Source organism: Bacillus sp. AFS073361, from assembly GCF_002567005.1.
Lineage (GTDB): Bacteria > Bacillota > Bacilli > Bacillales > Cytobacillaceae > Neobacillus.
Genome location: NZ_NUZU01000032.1, coordinates 82,172 through 99,698, shown reverse-complemented (window position 1 = coordinate 99,698; position 17,527 = coordinate 82,172). Strand labels below are relative to the sequence as shown.

Below are 17,527 nucleotides of genomic sequence, written 5' to 3'. Positions count from 1 at the left end.
GGATGGAAACTAGAATTGAGAGAATAAAAAAACAGTTGCATTCCGCAAGTTATAAACTAACACCTCAGCGTGAGGCAACCGTTCGTGTTTTATTAGAAAATGAAGAGGATCATTTAAGTGCGGAAGATGTATACCTCCTCGTAAAAGAAAAGTCGCCTGAAATTGGTTTAGCAACTGTTTATCGAACGTTGGAATTATTAACGGAATTAAAAATTGTTGATAAAATAAATTTTGGGGATGGGGTTTCTCGTTATGACCTCAGGCAGGAAGGTGCAGCCCATTTTCATCACCATCTAGTTTGTATTGAATGCGGTGCCGTTGATGAAATTCAAGAGGATTTACTTGAAGATGTTGAAGCAGTCGTGGAACGTAAATGGAATTTTAAAATAAAAGACCATCGTCTTACTTTTCATGGAATTTGTTACCGATGCCAGGATAAAGTGAAAGATGAAGAAAAAACGGATTAACCAATGAAGCTCTTTGAAAAGGGCTTTTTTCTTTTCTCCTTTAATACCAATGACTAGGTATAAAAATTGTCCGTTTTGGCATACATTTTACTAGACAACCTTAAAATTGGGGGAAGTAGAATGGGCCAATTTATTAAAGCTGTACTGAAAACCTTAAAAGTTTTTATTATATTCACAGGATGCACGATTCTTTTCTATTATGGTATCATGTTGGTAAATGAAGAATATCAAAATTATCATCGCTATGATGAACCGGAAGGAGCCTCTCTCAAGGTTTCGAACGCAGTAAATGAGGATAATTCTTCTTTGTTCGATCGGCTGATGTTGTTTTATTTAAATGGGGAGTAAATGCGATGGACGAGCAATTAAAGGATTTTATGCATTACTTAATCGTTGAAAAAGGTTTATCCAATAATACAATTGTGGCATATGAGCGAGATTTAAAAAGCTATCTTCATTATTTGAAAAATGTGGAATCGGTCATGACTTTAAATGATATACAACGGGTCCACATCATTCACTTTTTAAGATTTTTAAAGGAACAAGGAAAATCAATGAAAACCTTGGCAAGACACATCGCTTCCGTAAGGGCATTTCATCAGTTCTTATTAAGGGCAAAGGAAACAGACCAAGATCCTTCCGTTCAAATTGAAACACCGAGGCTTGAAAGGTCCCTTCCAACGGTATTAAGTCTGAAGGAAGTAGAAGTCCTGCTGGAGACACCACAACCACTTGATCATTTTGGAATAAGGGATAAGGCGATGCTTGAACTGTTATATGCAACAGGTATCCGAGTTAGTGAACTAATAGGTCTTGAGATTGATAATGTCCAGCTATCAATGGGATTTGTGCGTTGTAATGGGAATAAAGAGAGAATCGTCCCAATCGGACGAACTGCCTCTGAGGCAATAAAGCATTATCTCGAGGAAGGAAGACCACGTTTTGTATCGACAAAGCATCAGGAACATGCTTTGTTTTTAAACCATCAAGGGAGAAGGTTAACGCGGCAAGGATTTTGGAAGATTTTAAAAAAGCTTACAAAAGAAGCAGGTATTCATAAGGAACTTACCCCACATACCCTTCGTCATTCGTTTGCCACACATTTGATAGAAAATGGGGCGGATTTACGAGCTGTCCAAGAAATGTTAGGTCATGCAGATATCTCGACCACTCAAATATATACACAGGTTTCGAAAACAAAGATAAAAGACGCATATAGTAAATTTCATCCACGAGCTTAATAGAGTAGGAGAATCTAAAAAAACATAAATTGTCAAAAAGCTGCCTAAATTTTGGCGGCTTTTTTGCTTGTAATTTCTGAAACATTTAGTACAATAGAGATGTCAGACTTCTGACAAATAGATTTATATTAGTTTTTCATAAACCTATATAATGAGGGCAACCTATTTGTAGGATTTTAATATTTGCAAACGTTTTCGACGGATGAAGGAGGAAGAATTAATGGCTGCAAATACATATAAACGTATTTTTATTATCGTGATGGACTCGGTGGGGATTGGAGAAGCACCAGATGCAGAGAAGTTTGGTGACAAAGGCGCTGATACTTTTGGTCATATTGCCGAAAGAATGAACGGTCTTAACATGCCAAATATGGGCAAGTTAGGATTAAGCAATATTAGAGAAATAAAAGGTATTGAAAAAGCAGATAAACCCTTGGCGTTTTATACAAAAATGATGGAAGCATCCAATGGTAAAGATACCATGACCGGTCACTGGGAAATTATGGGCTTAAATATTCAAACACCTTTCCAAGTGTTCCCAGATGGTTTTCCAGATGAGCTTCTCTCGGAATTAGAAAAGCGTACCGGAAGGAAAATTATTGGGAATAAGCCGGCAAGCGGAACAGAAATACTCGATGAGTTGGGCGAAGAACATATGAAGACAGGGGCATTAATTGTCTATACTTCCGCTGATTCAGTTCTTCAGATTGCTGCACATGAAGAAATTATTCCAATTGAAGAGCAATACAAAATTTGTAAAATTGCTCGTGAATTAACGCTTGATGAAAGGTATATGGTTGGACGCGTCATCGCACGCCCTTTCTTAGGTGAACCAGGAAACTTTAAACGTACCTCGAACCGGCACGATTACGCGCTAAAACCATTTGATCGGACGGTGATGAGTGAATTAAAAGATAGCGGCTTCGATGTTATTGCCATTGGAAAAATATCCGATATCTATGATGGCGAAGGCGTGACTCAATCTCTAAGAACGGTTTCTAATATGGATGGTATGGATAAGCTTGTAGAAACCTTAGAAATGGATTTTACTGGAATCAGTTTTTTAAATCTAGTTGATTTTGATGCTTTATATGGCCATCGCCGGGACCCTGAGGGCTATGGGAAAGCATTGGAAGAATATGATGCGCGTCTCCCAGAAGTGTTTGCGAAGTTGAGAGAAGACGATTTATTAATGATTACAGCCGATCACGGAAATGACCCAATAGCACCAGGTACTGACCATACACGTGAATATGTACCTTTATTAGTTTACTCCAAGGGTATGACGGAAGGTAAGGAACTTCCATTAAGAGAGACGTTTGCTGACCTCGGTGCAACTGTTGCAGACAACTTTAAAGTCAAATTACCTAACTACGGAAAAAGCTTTTTAAATGAATTGAAATAAAAAGGGGAATTAAGTATGAACACTGAAAAAATTCAAAATGCTTCAAGCTTTTTAAAACAGAAATATGCAAATACACCTAAGGTAGGATTAATTCTAGGTTCAGGACTTGGTGTTTTAGCGGACGAAATTGAGAACCCAGTAAAAATTCCTTACAATGAAATCCCTGACTTCCCTATTTCAACTGTGGAGGGCCATGCTGGTCAACTAGTGTTTGGACTATTAAGCGGTGTAGAAGTTGTCGCCATGCAAGGACGTTTCCATTTCTATGAAGGATACAGTATGGAAAAAGTAACCTTCCCTGTTCGCGTTATGAAAGAGTTAGGCGTAGACATGTTAATCGTGACCAATGCTGCAGGCGGAGTTAATGAAAGCTTCTCTGCAGGTGATTTAATGATTATTTCAGATCATATTAATAATATGGGCACAAATCCGTTAATTGGACCAAATGATTCGAAACTTGGGGTACGATTCCCTGATATGTCAGAGGCATATACGAAAGAATTACGAGTTGCTGCAAGAGAGATTGCTAGCCGTCTAAACATTAATGTTAAAGAAGGAGTTTACTTTGGTAATCCTGGGCCTGTGTATGAAACTCCTGCCGAAATTAGAATGGTACGAACCATGGGCGGAGATGCAGTCGGAATGTCTACTGTCCCAGAGGTAATTGTAGCCCGTCACAGTGGCATGAAGGTACTTGGTATTTCATGTATTTCAAACATGGCAGCAGGTATTCTTGACCAGCCGCTTACCCATGATGAAGTGATTGAAACAACAGAGAGAGTAAAAGCTGACTTCCTTCAGTATATAAAAGAGATTGTGAAAACAATTGCTAGGTAAATATTTTTCGGAAAAGTGGTGATTTAGATGAGAATGGTTGACTTAATAGAGAAAAAAAGAGATGGACAAGAATTATCATCAGATGAAATTAAATTTATAATTAATGGATATACCGACGGATCAATACCAGATTACCAAGTCAGCGCCTTAACTATGGCTATATTTTTTAAAGGGATGACTGAACAGGAAAGAGCCGATTTGACTATGGCGATGGTTGAATCCGGTGACCAAATTGATTTATCACAAATTGCTGGAATTAAAGTTGACAAACACTCTACCGGCGGTGTTGGTGATACAACAACTCTAGTTCTTGGTCCGCTTGTTGCTGCACTTGATGTACCTGTTGCAAAGATGTCAGGGCGCGGCTTAGGACATACTGGGGGAACAATCGATAAATTAGAAGCGGTAGAAGGCTTCCATGTTGAAATTAAAAATGAAGAATTTATCGAGCTTGTTAATAAAAACAAGATTGCTGTAATTGGACAAAGTGGAAATTTAACGCCTGCAGACAAGAAACTTTATGCATTGAGAGATGTGACAGCCACTGTCGATAGTATTCCACTAATCGCAAGTTCAATCATGAGTAAAAAGATTGCCGCTGGTGCTGATGCTATCGTCCTTGATGTTAAAACCGGTGCAGGTGCATTTATGAAAACACTTGATGATTCTCGCGAACTTGCAAAAGCAATGGTGCGAATTGGAAATAATGTCGGCAGAAGAACAATGGCTGTTATTTCTGACATGAGCCAACCGCTGGGTTTTGCGATTGGGAATGCCCTTGAAGTAAAGGAAGCGATTGATACATTAAAAGGTGAAGGCCCTGAGGATTTAACAGAATTATGTTTAACTCTTGGCAGCCATATGGTTTACTTAGCAGAAAAGGCGGACTCATTAGCAGATGCCCGGACCAAGCTTGAAGGTGTAATCAAAGACGGTTCAGCGCTTGAAAAATTAAAAGTATTTTTAAGTTCACAAGGCGGGGATGCGTCCGTTGTGGATGATCCATCAAAAATGCCGCAAGCAAAGTATATGATTGAATTGGAAGCCAAAGAGGATGGCTATGTATCTGAAATCGTGGCAGATGAAGTCGGAACAGCTGCGATGATTCTTGGCGCAGGAAGAGCAACTAAGGAATCTGTCATTGATTTAGCTGTGGGCCTCGTCCTAAGAAAGAAAATCGGTGACCAAGTGAAGAAAGGTGAATCCTTAGTAACCATTTACAGCAATTTCGAAAATGTCGAAGAAGTAAAAACCAAACTTTATAACAACATAAAAATTTCCGCGACAAAAATAGACTCACCAATCCTCATACATGGGGAAATAACCGAATAAATCAACTCTAAAGGGTGTCAGGCACCATGTGAAAAATTCACATGGTGCCTGACACCCTATTTTTATTTTGTTTACAAGGAAATAACTGTATAAAGTTATTAATTTTGGAAAAAATGGATGCTATAAAGAATGGAGGGTTATGCGAATGAAACGATTTGTCTCTTTGATAGTGACAATTTTTTTACTTACAAGTTTATGGAGTACATCAGCATTTGCTGCTGAGGAAAAAAAGAATGCTGATATCGTCAACAATGTAAAATCCGCTATTTTAATTGAACGTGATACAGGAAAAGTGCTTTATGAGAAAAACGGGAATGAAGAGTTACCGCCGGCGAGTATGACCAAAATTATGACTATGCTGTTAATCATGGAAGCCGTTGATAAAGGGAAACTATCTTGGAATGAAAAAATCCGTGCTAGTGAGTATGCAGCATCGATGGGTGGTTCACAAATTTTTCTTGAACCTGGCGAAGAAATGACCACCAAGGAAATGCTAAGAGGAATTGCAATTGGTTCTGGAAATGATGCATCTGTGGCTATGGCTGAAAGAATTGCTGGGTCAGAAGAAGCATTTGTTGACATGATGAATAACAAAGTGAAAGAACTTGGTTTAAAGCATACTTTCTTTAAAAATACAACGGGACTACCAGTTAGTGGTCATTTCAGCACGGCGAATGATATGGCTATAATGGCGAAAGAACTATTAAGATATGAAGACATTACGAAATTTACTGGTATGTATGAAGCATATCTTCGTGAAAATACAGACAAAAAATTCTGGCTTGTTAATACGAATAAATTGGTACGATTTTACCCAGGTGTAGACGGACTTAAAACAGGCTTTACTGCGGAAGCAAAATACTGCTTAACAGCCACAGCTCAAAAGAATGGGATGCGTGTCATTGCGGTTGTGTTCGGAGCACCTACATCAAAGGAAAGAAATGCCCAAGTAACAAAAATGCTTAATTATGCTTTTAACCAATATCAAACACATCCAATGTACAAACGTAACCAGATAATAGCCAAAGCTAGATTGAGTAAAGGACAGGAGAAGTCAATCGAGGCTGTAACAAGCGAGCCGATTTCACTGCTTACAAAAAAAGGTGAAAAAACCGAAGATGTCAAACAAAAAATAACAATAAATAAAAATCTCCAAGCTCCCATCAATAAAGGCGATAAGATTGGAACCATTCAATTAATAAAAGACGGAAAAGTCTTTGTAGAAAGTCCTTTATTAGCAAAGGGAACCGTAAAAGAAGCGGGTTGGTGGACGCTATATAAACGATCATTTGGAATGTTCACAAAGGCTGGTAAATAAGAAAAGCAGAAGAACCTCGGCTGTGTCGAATCTTCCAAATAAATCACTTCTTTTAGCGAAATGCGACTAGTTTTGTATTTACAGAAGGATATTAACAGCCCGAAAGAGAATTGTCTCACTATACCAGATTAAGGAGGACGGGATAGTGAGTCTTAATATTGATATGGAAACAAAACATGACGTTCTATGCATTCGTTTAAGCGGTGAATTGGACCATCACACCGCGGATGAACTTCGCGAAAAAGCGATAACTGTGATTGAAAAAAATGAAATTCGTCATATTGTCTTAAATCTGGAACATCTCGCTTTTATGGACAGCTCTGGATTAGGCGTAATCTTAGGCAGATACAAACAAATTAAACAGGTCCACGGTGAAATGGTGGTATGTGCGATTTCCCCAGCGATACAAAGGTTATTCGATATGTCAGGTTTATTTAAAATCATCAAAATGGAACCGACAGAAGAATTTGCATTGCAAAGATTGGGGGTGGCCTGAATGAAGAACGAAATGAATCTTCAATTCAGTGCACTAAGTCAAAATGAGTCATTTGCTCGCGTAACCGTGGCCGCATTTATCGCCCAGTTAGACCCTAATATGGATGAATTGACTGAAATTAAAACAGTTGTATCAGAAGCAGTGACCAATGCGATTATTCACGGATATGAGAATGATCCTAATGGAATTGTCTATATTCAAGTAATCATCGAAGATAGTTTAATTGATCTAACAATTAAAGATGCAGGATTGGGAATTGTAGATGTGGAAGAAGCTCGTCAGCCATTATTTACAACAAAGCCGGATTTAGAGAGATCCGGAATGGGTTTTACCATCATGGAAAATTTCATGGATGAGGTAGAGGTTCATTCACAGCCAGGTCGAGGAACCGAAGTTAGATTACGAAAGCATTTACAAAACCGCAAAATGCTTTGCAATTAAGGAGACTTGCCAATGGATGTGGAGGTTAAGAATGATAAAGGTCAAACATATTTAAAGGATCATGAAGTAAAAGAACTCATTAAAAAGAGCCAAGATGGAGATCAAGAATCAAGGGATCTAATTGTTGAAAAAAATATGCGTCTTGTTTGGTCTGTTGTCCAAAGGTTCCTAAACCGGGGGTATGACCCCGATGACCTGTTTCAGATTGGGTGTATTGGATTATTAAAATCAGTGGATAAATTTGACCTTTCCTATGATGTAAAGTTTTCGACTTATGCAGTCCCGATGATTATTGGTGAGATTCAGCGATTTATCCGTGATGATGGAACGGTTAAGGTTAGCCGATCTTTGAAGGAAATGGGAAACAAAATCCGAAAAGCAAAAGACGAATTATCAAAAGTGCTTGGCAGAATACCAACGGTTAATGAGATCTCAGCCCATCTTGACCTCTCACCAGAGGATGTCATTCTCGCTCAAGAAGCCAGCAGAACACCTTCTTCCATTCATGAAACAGTGTATGAAAATGATGGAGATCCAATTACTCTACTGGACCAGATTGATGATGGAAATGATGGAAAATGGTTTGATAAAATTGCATTAAAGGAAGCTATCCGAGAATTAGATGAGCGCGAAAGACTCATTGTCTATTTAAGGTATTACAAGGACCAAACACAATCTGAGGTCGCTCTTAGGCTTGGAATATCCCAAGTGCAAGTATCACGACTTGAAAAAAAAATATTGCAGCAAATGAAAGGCCGTATGGATCTCTGATTCATACGGTTTTTTTGTGCTGATAAAAATAAAGTTTTTTGAACTTAGTTTACTGTCTAGCAAAAGCGCCCTAGCGGCTAGTGTCCTTCGCTCTCCGCCCTACGATAAGTCAACATCGAATCGCCTTCGGCTCTTCGTGTTTCCTTTATCTCAGTTGGAGCGCTCCAGGCCATACGCCGCTGACCAGGGCGCTTTCGCTTTTCTTGGTATTTTTTGGATTTAATGAAAAAAGTGCTTATTACTCATACTATTTATACAGGAAATCATTGTTTGGGAAGTGATAGTTTTGGAAGAAACAATATATATCCGTATGCGGAATCGAGTTCAGGCTCCGCCCCAAGAAAAAGTATTGTTAAATGATATTGCCCAAGTCATTGCACCTGACGAAGTTCTTTCACAACTACAAACTTTGACCATTCATCAATTAACAGTTACAGATCAGAATATCGTCATTATTGATGTCATGAAAGTTATCCACTTAATTAAAAATGAATTTGAAAGAATGGAAGTCCAAACAATTGGACCCGCCCAAACCATCATTGAAGTCATGAATAAAAAAAAGGGAGTCCACCTGCCTTTTTTCCTTTTAATTTGGTTTCTCTTATTTTTCGGCTCAGCCTTGGCAATAATGAATTTTCATGATGATGTAAGTATGAAAAGTGTCCACGAAAAAATATATACGATCATTACAGGAAAAAAAGATGCAAAACCATTACTGTTTCAAATTCCCTATTCAATTGGATTAGGCATGGGAATGATTCTTTTTTTTAATCATGTCTTTAAGAAACGTATAAATGAAGAGCCCAGTCCCCTCGAGGTAGAAATGTTTAATTATCAAATGGATTTAGATAATTACGTAATTATCCACGAAAATAAAGAAAGTATAAAAAAAATCAGTGACGATTAAGATAATAGCCATCCTCTTTTTAGGTGTAGCGAGTGGACTGGCAGTAGGTTCTGGTTTTGTCGCATTTCTAACGGTATTAGGAATTATCCCGAGACTTACACAACTAAGTAAGACAATGAAAATGATTCAACACTATGAATGGGCAGTTGTGTTAGGAGCACTCGCTGGGGTAGGTGCAAGTCTGAGGGATCCTATTTTACATATTCCTTCTTTTTCATTAATTTTTCTCGGAATTACAGGTGGAATTTTTTATGGGATGTTAGCTGCAGCCCTCACTGAGGTATTAAACGTTCTGCCAATTCTTGCTAAAAGAATCCGATTAGATGGTGAGATTGTTATATTAATCATGGCAATCGTATTAGGAAAAATTGCGGGTTCAATTTTTCAATGGGTTTATTTTGTACATCATTAACCCTTTTGGGAAGAATTTTCAACTTGGGCCAAGAAAGGACAGCACACTATGAGCATTCGGAGGCGTGTTATTTTAATTACTGACGGTGATGAATATGCTAAGAAAGCAGTCGAGCATGTTGCCAAAGAAATAGGTGGCCGATGTATTTCTAGTTCCCAAGGGAATCCTTCAACCTTAACCGGAGAGAAAATAGTCCAGTTGATAAAAAAGACCCCTCACGATCCTGTATTAGTGATGTTTGATGATAGTGGCATAGTTGGAGAAGGTGCTGGTGAGAATGCTTTGAAATATGTAGCAGGACATGAAGACATTGAAGTTCTAGGAATTATTGCAGTTGCAGCTAAATCAAGACATGAAGAATGGTCAAGGGTGGACGTAAGTATCGATCGTGATGGAAATTTAACTCCATATGGAGTAGATAAATTTGGTATACCTGAGCTTGAAATCGGGAGAATAAATGGTGATACAGTTTACTGCCTTGATGAATTGGAGGTTCCTGTCATCGTAGGAATTGGTGATATTGGCAAGATGGCTAGACATGACTCCTACAAAAAAGGTTCCCCGATAACAAAAAAAGCAGTGGAGCTTATACTTGAAAGGAGTGGCTTCCATGTCAAGAAGTAACGAACAGAAATGGCCAATCCCTAAATCAGTAAATGAAGTTGAAAACTATATGAAACAACGGGTTGGTCTTGGGAAAAGCTTTGATTTTGGTGTGAGGAAATTAAAAATCCTCAAGAAGGACGTACATATCTACTATGTAAATGGCTTATGTGATTCTCGCTTCGTAATTGAATTAATTGAAGAATTAGTTGAAATCAATGACCATGAAAAATTATCATCAGATTTCTTTAAGGTAATTGAAAATAGGCTAATCAATCAATCAGTTGAACAAGCTACCACACTTGATTACATTGTTGATAAGGTTTTGTCCGGATTAGTTGCTGTAGTATTGGAAGGGGAAAATACAGCTTTTGTCGTTGATGTCAGAAGCTATCCAGGAAGGCAGCCTCAAGAACCTGATACAGAAAAGGTGGTTAGAGGGTCCCGTGATGGGTTTGTTGAAAATATTATTTTGAATACGGCCTTAACGAGACGGCGAATTCGAGATGAACGTCTTCGCTTTGAAATGCTAAAGGTTGGTGAACGGTCAAAGGCGGATGTGGCTTTAGGGTATTTAGAGGATGTTGCAGATCCAGATATGGTCAATGTGATTAGGAAAGAAATTCAGGCAATTAATACAGATGGAATTCCAATGGCTGATAAAACGATAGAAGAATTCATTCTAAAGCAGGGTTGGAATCCCTTTCCGCTCGTAAGATATACGGAGCGTGCAGATATCGCTGCAACACATCTTCTGGAAGGGCATGTTGTAATTTATGTTGACACCTCCCCAAGTGTCATAATCACTCCTACGACATATTTCCATCATGTACAGCATGCAGAAGAATTTCGTGAATCTCCTGCAATGGGAACATTTTTGCGTTGGACCCGTTTTTTAGGCGTACTTACGTCTATTTTACTACTCCCATTATGGATGTTATTTGTATTAGAACCATCCTTATTACCTGAAAGATTCTCTTTTATTGGACCAAATGAAACAACAAATATCCCGATTATCGTTCAGATTTTCTTGGCTGATTTTGGGATTGAGTTTTTACGATTGGCCGCCATACATACACCCACTCCACTCTCGACTGCAATGGGATTAATTGCAGCGGTATTAATTGGGCAGATTGCGATTAGCGTGGGGCTGTTTGTTCCAGAGGTAATCTTGTATGTAGCGGTTGCAGGGATTGGTTCCTTTACAACTCCAAGTTATGAATTAAGCGTAGCAAACAAAATTGGACGATTAACTCTGTTAATTCTTGTGTCGTTATTTCATCTGCCGGGATTTGTTATTGGGGCGACAGTATTCTTCCTTTTCCTTGTAAAAATACGTGCACTTAATACACCATATCTGTGGCCATTCCTTCCTTTTGAGCCGAAAGGATTTTTGCAAATCATTGTGCGCAGAGCAATACCAGGTTCTATCTTGAGACCAAGTATTGTTCACCCTAGAAACCGTTACCGGCAGCCGCCTAAAGCAAACGAGAAATAATTGCACTTTTCTAACAGGTATGCTAAAGTATTTTTAATTAAATAAAGGGATAAAGAATGAAAAATAGGCAGTATCTTTTGTAGATTCTGTCTATTTATTATTATCTTATGTGATTGTCCGCATAAACTATAGTGAGTGATTGGGAGAGAGGGAAGGGTATGTATTTTTACGGGACAACAGGCGTAAACAAAAACGGAAATTTAGAAATTGGCGGGGTCGATTCTATTGAGTTGGCGAAAGAATATGGAACTCCTCTTTATGTATATGATGTAGCATTAATGCGTGAAAGGGCCCAATCTTTTAAACGGGCATTTGAAGAACAAGAGATCAAGGCGCAGGTTGCCTATGCTAGTAAAGCCTTTTCAACCATTGCAATGATTCAGCTCGCTGAGGAAGAGGGATTGTCACTAGATGTAGTATCTGGCGGCGAATTGTATACTGCTATTGCTGCAGGGTTCCCTGTCGAGAGAATTCATTTTCACGGGAACAACAAGAGCAGAGAAGAATTAGAAATGGCATTGGATCATGAAATTGGCTGCATCGTTGTGGATAATTTTTCAGAATTGGAGCTTTTGAAAACCATTTCTAAAGAGAAAAATGCTCATGTTAGCATCCTGCTCCGAGTAACCCCTGGTATCGAAGCCCATACGCATGATTACATTTTAACTGGGCAGGAAGATTCTAAATTTGGGTTTGATCTTCAAAATGGACAAGCGGAAGATGCATTAAAAATGGCACTAAAAAATGATAACTTTGAAGTTCTTGGTCTCCATTGCCATATTGGATCACAAATTTTTGAAACAACTGGCTTTTTATTAGCAGCTAAAAAGATTGTCGGAAAAATGGAAGCATGGAAAAGAGAGCTTTCCTTCGAAGCAAAAGTATTAAATTTGGGCGGGGGCTTTGGAATCCGCTATACAAAAGAAGATGAACCCATTCAACCTTCTCAATACGTGAGTGAAATTATTCGGGAAGTTAAATTATTAACTGATAGCTATTCTTTAAAAATGCCGGAAATTTGGATTGAGCCAGGGCGTTCGCTTGTTGGGGATGCTGGAATTACTCTTTATAAAGTGGGTTCATCCAAAGAAGTTCCTGGTGTTCGAAAGTATTTAGCAGTGGATGGTGGAATGAGTGACAATATTCGACCAGCCCTTTATCAGGCGAAATATGAGGCTGTTCTTGCGAATAAACCATTAACGAAAGCGAAAGAAACGGTATCAATAGCTGGGAAATGCTGTGAATCAGGAGACATGTTGATTTGGGATTTACCGTTACCAGATGTAGGGGAAGAAGATATTCTTGCTGTTTTTTGTACAGGTGCCTACGGCTATTCAATGTCAAATAACTATAATCGCATCCCGCGTCCAGCAGTGGTATTCGTAGAAAACGGAATCGCAACCCTTGTGGTAAAGAGAGAGACATATGAGGATTTAATAAAACATGATTTACCTCTTAAATAAAAAACTGCCGCAGAAATTTTTTTTGCGGCAGTTTTTTTATATTTTAATGCTCATTAATAGTATTGGCACGATGTTGATTGGAGCGGAAGGTGCGANNGGGAGTACGGGGCAGGGGAGACCCCACAGGCGCTTAAGCGCCGAGGAGGCTCCCCGCAAACGCCCGCGGAAAGCGAAGTACCTGGAGCGGAAATCAACAGACAAGGTTAACACAGCCTTCTATTAAGAGAATATCGACTTAATCGTATCAATCAGCCAATTGAAAAATTGTTTTAACTTATCTAAAAAACCTTGCCCTTCTTCTGACTTAAGAAAATTAGAAATTTGATCCTTCGCTTTATTTAATTGGTCGCTAACTTGATTCCAGTCAATGTTTAAATCCTTTAGCTTGTTAAAAAAGTCTATTAACCGCTGCATTTCTTCATCTGTAAGCTTTACATTTAAGTCCTTTGCAGCCTGTTCGATAATATTTTGTAATTCTTGATCATTTTTTGGTTTATTCTTTGCAATTTCTTCTTTAATTTTTGCAATTAACGCGGCGGCATTCTCTTCACCTATGGAGTCACCTAATTTCGCAGTTTCAACCATTTCTTGATTTGCTGCCTGTTTCACTTCTTCAGGAATGGTCTTATCAGCAGATATCTCGTAGGCTTTTATAATCCCTGTTAATGCTGCAGTTCCAGAAACAGTAATCGGGGCCGTTATATAAATTTTTGCATCCTTTACACCGGCAGTTATTAGAGCATTGATGTACATTTCGTCCGTGACCCAATTAATATTCTTCGTTTCAACCGTGACACCCGCACCTTTTGGTTGGATGGTTATCGCCGATGATGAAATGGCTTTTGTTCCGATAAGTGATTTTGACACATATTTCCCTAAATACTGGTGTTCTTCCTCGTTTGTGACAGTGACAATCTGAACATCATCAGGAGCACCCATTTCTAATAAAAGTGCCTTCTTCTGAGCTTCAGTTAAATTTTGACCTAATGTAACAATCATGTCACCTTCTGCTACATCAGCAAAGGTGCGAATTGGATTGAAAATTAAAAAAGCCAACATGAAGTAAATAATAGTTTTTTTCATAGTTTCCTCCTCGGAATTTACAGGTAATCATGAAAATGTAGTGACTCTGTTTATTATAATATAACCGAATTCAATAATAATAACGTAAATAACAAGCTTTAAGTTTCATAGAAAGTAGAACTTGCTCGAAAAAATGTAAAATATGTAAGTAGAATAGCTTATTTTTGCAAAATAGTGTAGAATGTAGGACAGTACCAAATCTTCAATATTCTTTTGGAGGAAACATTTTAATGAAGAGAAGCAACTGGATTATATTTTGTGTTCTTATTGGTGTGTCGATCTTATGGGGAGTTATCTATTGGATTTTTATCGGACCGAAACACTAATATTAATTTTTTCCATTGATGATTGACCGTTTATTATGTATCATGGTGATTGATGAAACATAATAACTTCCAATACATATAATGAATAGTGTTTAATATTCAGCTACTTGGTAAAAATATACTATTGTTAAACCATCAAGTTTATCGGTTTATTTAATATAATGAGGGATCTAAATGTTAATTCGTTATAAGAAAGCTTTCGAGAAAATAGCCATGGGGTTATTGTCTTTTATGCCCGCCGAAAAGGACTTAAAAAAGCTTCAGCAAACTATGAAGGAATATGAAACCGAAGATCAATTACAGCTATTTCTTTGGAAAGAGGAAGATATCATCGGTCTGTTAGGTGTCTTATTTCATAATGATACCAATTCTTTAGAAATCTTACACATCTCCGTTAATCCCTCACATCGGTATCAGGGAATCGGTAAAAAGATGGTTAAAGCTCTAAAAGAAATGTATGCTGAAAAAGAAATTACTGCTAATGAAAATACAGCCGCTTTTATCGAAAAATGTGAGTTTTGCTAATCTTATCTTCAAAAAGGCAGTGAATAATAATTTATTCGCTGCCTTTTCGCGTCTTTAATGACTTCAATCTTTCTTGGACTATGCTGGTTCTGTCGCGTAATTTATGACGATCAATAATGAATTTATTGGTCATATCACTTTGATTACCCCAAATAAACCCTTTTTGTTCACATGTTTTTTTCGCTAATTCAGTTAAGGAAGTGTCACAAATCGGAATTGAGATGCTTCGATACGATTCACCTTTCTGAAGAGACGATAATTGTTCATGTAATAAATGGATAAGCCCGACGGGAGTTATTCCAAGTTTAGTGATAGAATCTGGTTGTAATTCGAAAATTTTAATTGCTTTAGCTAACGTCCGCTTTGCACCGCTAAAATTTTTTCGGCGATGATGATATAGAGAAACGGATAATAATATGAAACCAACCCAGATGGAGTCTTTGTTTCTCGAATCTGTTTTTTTCCAATAGTCTTCAAGAAGTTCATGGCATTCGAAATAATCACGGTCTCCATGAAAATGGGCTAAAAAATGGATATACTCGCTAGGGTACAAGCAATTCACCCCCTTACACAATAATTATGTATAGTGTATCACAGTTATATGCTGTCTCGAATAAATAAAAAAAACCCGTCATGAAAGACGGGTCCAGTTTGTCTAACGGTAATGGCTGCTTTATTGAACTGGTTTTTTAGTAGTTCTTCAGCCTTCCTGTCTAATTAATATACCCAGGAAGCACCAACGATAATTAACAAGATAAATAGAACTACAATTAAAGCAAATCCGGATCCAAATCCATGTTCAGACATATTCACTACCTCCTAAAAATGATGTTTTGTTCTTTTCCTTGTCATCATATGTAGGATACTAGTCCAATGTTATGGGCAAACATCATGATTTGATAATATTCCCTCGGGGAGTTGATTTTTCTATTGGATAACCTCATTTAATCCTCTATACTATTATTAGTCGAAGTGGATAATCAACAACTTATTTTTAAAGAATTTTGGTGAAGTACAATGCCATACCAGGTGAAAATTGATGCATTTGAAGGACCGTTAGATTTGTTGCTCCATTTAATTAATGGGCTTGAAATTGACATATATGATATTCCAGTTGCCCAAATAACTGAGCAGTACTTAATGTATATTAAGACAATGAATGAACTTAAGTTAGATGTTGCAAGCGAGTTTTTGGTAATGGCTGCAACATTACTTGTCATTAAGAGTAAGATGCTCTTACCCAAACATGAGGAGGTTCCTGGTTATGAGGATCCTGACATCTTATATGAAGAAGACCCACGAGATGAACTGGTTGAGCGTCTAATCGAATACCGCAAGTTTAAAGAAGCAGCTCATGACTTAAAGTCGATGGAAGTAGAGCGAGGGCTTATGTATACAAAGCCGCCAAGTGATCTCTCAGAGTACGCAAAAGAGAGCCAGCCTGAAAAAGCAGAGTTAAATGTGTCACTATATGATATGCTGGCGGCTTTTCAAAAATTAATGCGACGGAAGAAGCTTCAGCGCCCAATGGCTACGAAGATTGCTCGCCAAGAAATATCAATTGATACCAGAATGACAGAAATAATGGCTGAATTAAAGCAGCTAAAGGGCCGGAAAAACTTTAATGATTTATTTCCTTATCGAACGAAAGACCACATTGTAGTCACTTTTTTGGCGATTTTAGAGCTAATAAAAAGAAAAGAAATCGATGCACAGCAACGAGAGAACTTTGGAGATATTTATGTTGAAGCGGTAAAGGAAGGGGCAGAAATGATTGGACATCATTAATTGGAATAGCATTTTAGAGAGCCTTTTGTTTGCTGCTGGAGATGAAGGTCTTTCATTAAAACAACTAGTAGAGGTCCTTGAAGTAAGTGAATTAAAAGCAAATGAAATCATCGAAGATTTAAAAAAACAATATGAGCGTGATACTAATAGGGGAATTATGATTGTACAGCTAGCGGGAACATACCAGCTTGCCACGAAAAAAGAAAATGCTGCTTATTTAAAAAAGCTGGTTGATTCCCCGCATACGACGACACTGTCACAGGCAGCATTAGAAACATTAGCGATTATTGCCTATAAGCAGCCTATAACTCGAGCGGAAATAGAGGAAATCCGTGGTGTCAAAACAGAGAGACCGCTGCATACCCTGATGGCCAAAGCATTGATCAAAGAAGTTGGTCGTGCGGAAGGGACTGGAAGAGCCTATTTATATGGGACGACAAAAGAGTTTCTTGATTACTTTGGTCTAAAGAGTATTGAAGAACTTCCTAAGCTTCCCGAAAAGGGAGAAGAGGAATTCATTCAAGAAGAGGCAGATCTTTTTTTTGAGAGATTTCAGGACACGATTAATTCTTAATTTTCAAATACTTAATTGAATTTATGATAAAATGAAGCTA

The 17,527-nt window shown here is 38.0% G+C and carries 21 protein-coding genes; 18 read left to right on the top strand and 3 right to left on the bottom strand.

The window, feature by feature from the left end; all coding sequences use genetic code 11:
• Positions 1-2 precede the first annotated feature (2 nt).
• The 15 genes from fur (at position 3) to lysA (ending at position 13,191) form a co-directional block, all read left to right on the top strand.
• Positions 3-467 (top strand): ferric iron uptake transcriptional regulator, encoded by a 465-nt coding sequence (gene fur, locus COJ96_RS16320; protein ID WP_098574870.1) that lies wholly within the window; start codon positions 3-5, stop codon positions 465-467.
• 120 nt (positions 468-587) lie between these two features.
• Positions 588-815, top strand: coding sequence for a YqzK family protein (locus COJ96_RS16315; RefSeq protein WP_098574869.1), 228 nt, complete (start codon positions 588-590; stop codon positions 813-815).
• A gap of 5 nt (positions 816-820) precedes the next feature.
• Positions 821-1,708, top strand: a complete 888-nt coding sequence (gene xerD, locus COJ96_RS16310; RefSeq protein WP_098574868.1) for a site-specific tyrosine recombinase XerD — start codon at positions 821-823, stop codon at positions 1,706-1,708.
• Positions 1,709-1,928: 220 nt separating this feature from the next.
• Complete coding sequence (gene deoB, locus COJ96_RS16305) at positions 1,929-3,113, top strand: phosphopentomutase (protein ID WP_098574867.1); 1,185 nt, start codon at positions 1,929-1,931, stop codon at positions 3,111-3,113.
• Positions 3,114-3,128: 15 nt separating this feature from the next.
• Positions 3,129-3,950 (top strand): purine-nucleoside phosphorylase, encoded by an 822-nt coding sequence (locus COJ96_RS16300; RefSeq protein ID WP_098574866.1) that lies wholly within the window; start codon positions 3,129-3,131, stop codon positions 3,948-3,950.
• A 27-nt stretch (positions 3,951-3,977) separates the two neighbouring features.
• Entirely contained in the window at positions 3,978-5,282 is a 1,305-nt protein-coding gene (locus COJ96_RS16295; protein WP_098574865.1) for a pyrimidine-nucleoside phosphorylase, read from the top strand.
• A 145-nt stretch (positions 5,283-5,427) separates the two neighbouring features.
• Complete coding sequence (locus tag COJ96_RS16290; RefSeq protein WP_098574864.1) at positions 5,428-6,600, top strand: D-alanyl-D-alanine carboxypeptidase family protein; 1,173 nt, start codon at positions 5,428-5,430, stop codon at positions 6,598-6,600.
• 145 nt (positions 6,601-6,745) lie between these two features.
• A complete protein-coding gene (gene spoIIAA / locus COJ96_RS16285; protein WP_026563990.1) occupies positions 6,746-7,096 on the top strand; it encodes an anti-sigma F factor antagonist in 351 nt (116 codons plus the stop codon).
• On the top strand, positions 7,097-7,537 hold the full coding sequence (spoIIAB, locus tag COJ96_RS16280; protein ID WP_098574863.1) for an anti-sigma F factor: 441 nt from the start codon (positions 7,097-7,099) through the stop codon (positions 7,535-7,537).
• A 12-nt stretch (positions 7,538-7,549) separates the two neighbouring features.
• Positions 7,550-8,308, top strand: a complete 759-nt coding sequence (gene sigF / locus COJ96_RS16275) for an RNA polymerase sporulation sigma factor SigF (RefSeq protein WP_098574862.1) — start codon at positions 7,550-7,552, stop codon at positions 8,306-8,308.
• Positions 8,309-8,594: 286 nt separating this feature from the next.
• Positions 8,595-9,215: a stage V sporulation protein AA gene (locus tag COJ96_RS16270; protein WP_098574861.1), complete on the top strand. Its 621-nt coding sequence runs from the start codon at positions 8,595-8,597 to the stop codon at positions 9,213-9,215.
• Positions 9,205-9,627, top strand: a complete 423-nt coding sequence (locus tag COJ96_RS16265) for a stage V sporulation protein AB (protein WP_098574860.1) — start codon at positions 9,205-9,207, stop codon at positions 9,625-9,627. The genes COJ96_RS16270 and COJ96_RS16265 overlap by 11 nt, the downstream gene beginning before the upstream one ends.
• A 54-nt stretch (positions 9,628-9,681) precedes the next feature.
• Complete coding sequence (gene spoVAEA, locus COJ96_RS16260; RefSeq protein ID WP_142333014.1) at positions 9,682-10,251, top strand: stage V sporulation protein SpoVABEA; 570 nt, start codon at positions 9,682-9,684, stop codon at positions 10,249-10,251.
• Positions 10,238-11,728, top strand: coding sequence for a spore germination protein (locus tag COJ96_RS16255; protein WP_098574858.1), 1,491 nt, complete (start codon positions 10,238-10,240; stop codon positions 11,726-11,728). The genes spoVAEA and COJ96_RS16255 overlap by 14 nt, the downstream gene beginning before the upstream one ends.
• A 158-nt stretch (positions 11,729-11,886) precedes the next feature.
• Entirely contained in the window at positions 11,887-13,191 is a 1,305-nt protein-coding gene (gene lysA / locus COJ96_RS16250; RefSeq protein ID WP_098574857.1) for a diaminopimelate decarboxylase, read from the top strand.
• Positions 13,192-13,410: 219 nt separating this feature from the next.
• Here the strand turns inward: lysA and COJ96_RS16240 are convergent, their stop codons facing one another.
• Positions 13,411-14,274, bottom strand: a complete 864-nt coding sequence (locus COJ96_RS16240; RefSeq protein ID WP_098574855.1) for a DUF1002 domain-containing protein — start codon at positions 14,272-14,274, stop codon at positions 13,411-13,413.
• A gap of 500 nt (positions 14,275-14,774) precedes the next feature.
• On the opposite strand from COJ96_RS16240, the gene COJ96_RS16235 reads away from it, so the two are divergent.
• On the top strand, positions 14,775-15,125 hold the full coding sequence (locus COJ96_RS16235) for a GNAT family N-acetyltransferase (protein ID WP_098574854.1): 351 nt from the start codon (positions 14,775-14,777) through the stop codon (positions 15,123-15,125).
• 31 nt (positions 15,126-15,156) lie between these two features.
• Here COJ96_RS16235 and COJ96_RS16230 read toward each other — a convergent pair whose 3' ends face one another.
• Both COJ96_RS16230 and COJ96_RS16225 read right to left on the bottom strand, forming a co-directional pair.
• Positions 15,157-15,687, bottom strand: coding sequence for a DUF309 domain-containing protein (locus tag COJ96_RS16230; protein WP_306460595.1), 531 nt, complete (start codon positions 15,685-15,687; stop codon positions 15,157-15,159).
• Between the two features lie 155 nt (positions 15,688-15,842).
• Positions 15,843-15,932 carry a YjcZ family sporulation protein gene (locus COJ96_RS16225; protein WP_066363308.1) on the bottom strand — a complete coding sequence of 30 codons (90 nt, stop codon included), beginning with the start codon at positions 15,930-15,932 and terminating at the stop codon, positions 15,843-15,845.
• A 210-nt stretch (positions 15,933-16,142) separates the two neighbouring features.
• Between COJ96_RS16225 and COJ96_RS16220 the strand changes: the two genes are divergently transcribed.
• Together COJ96_RS16220 and scpB are read left to right on the top strand one after the other, a co-directional pair.
• Positions 16,143-16,913 carry a segregation/condensation protein A gene (locus COJ96_RS16220; protein ID WP_098574852.1) on the top strand — a complete coding sequence of 257 codons (771 nt, stop codon included), beginning with the start codon at positions 16,143-16,145 and terminating at the stop codon, positions 16,911-16,913.
• Positions 16,900-17,487 carry an SMC-Scp complex subunit ScpB gene (gene scpB, locus COJ96_RS16215; protein ID WP_098574851.1) on the top strand — a complete coding sequence of 196 codons (588 nt, stop codon included), beginning with the start codon at positions 16,900-16,902 and terminating at the stop codon, positions 17,485-17,487. Before COJ96_RS16220 ends, scpB begins: the two co-directional genes overlap by 14 nt.
• Positions 17,488-17,527: the final 40 nt, after the last annotated feature.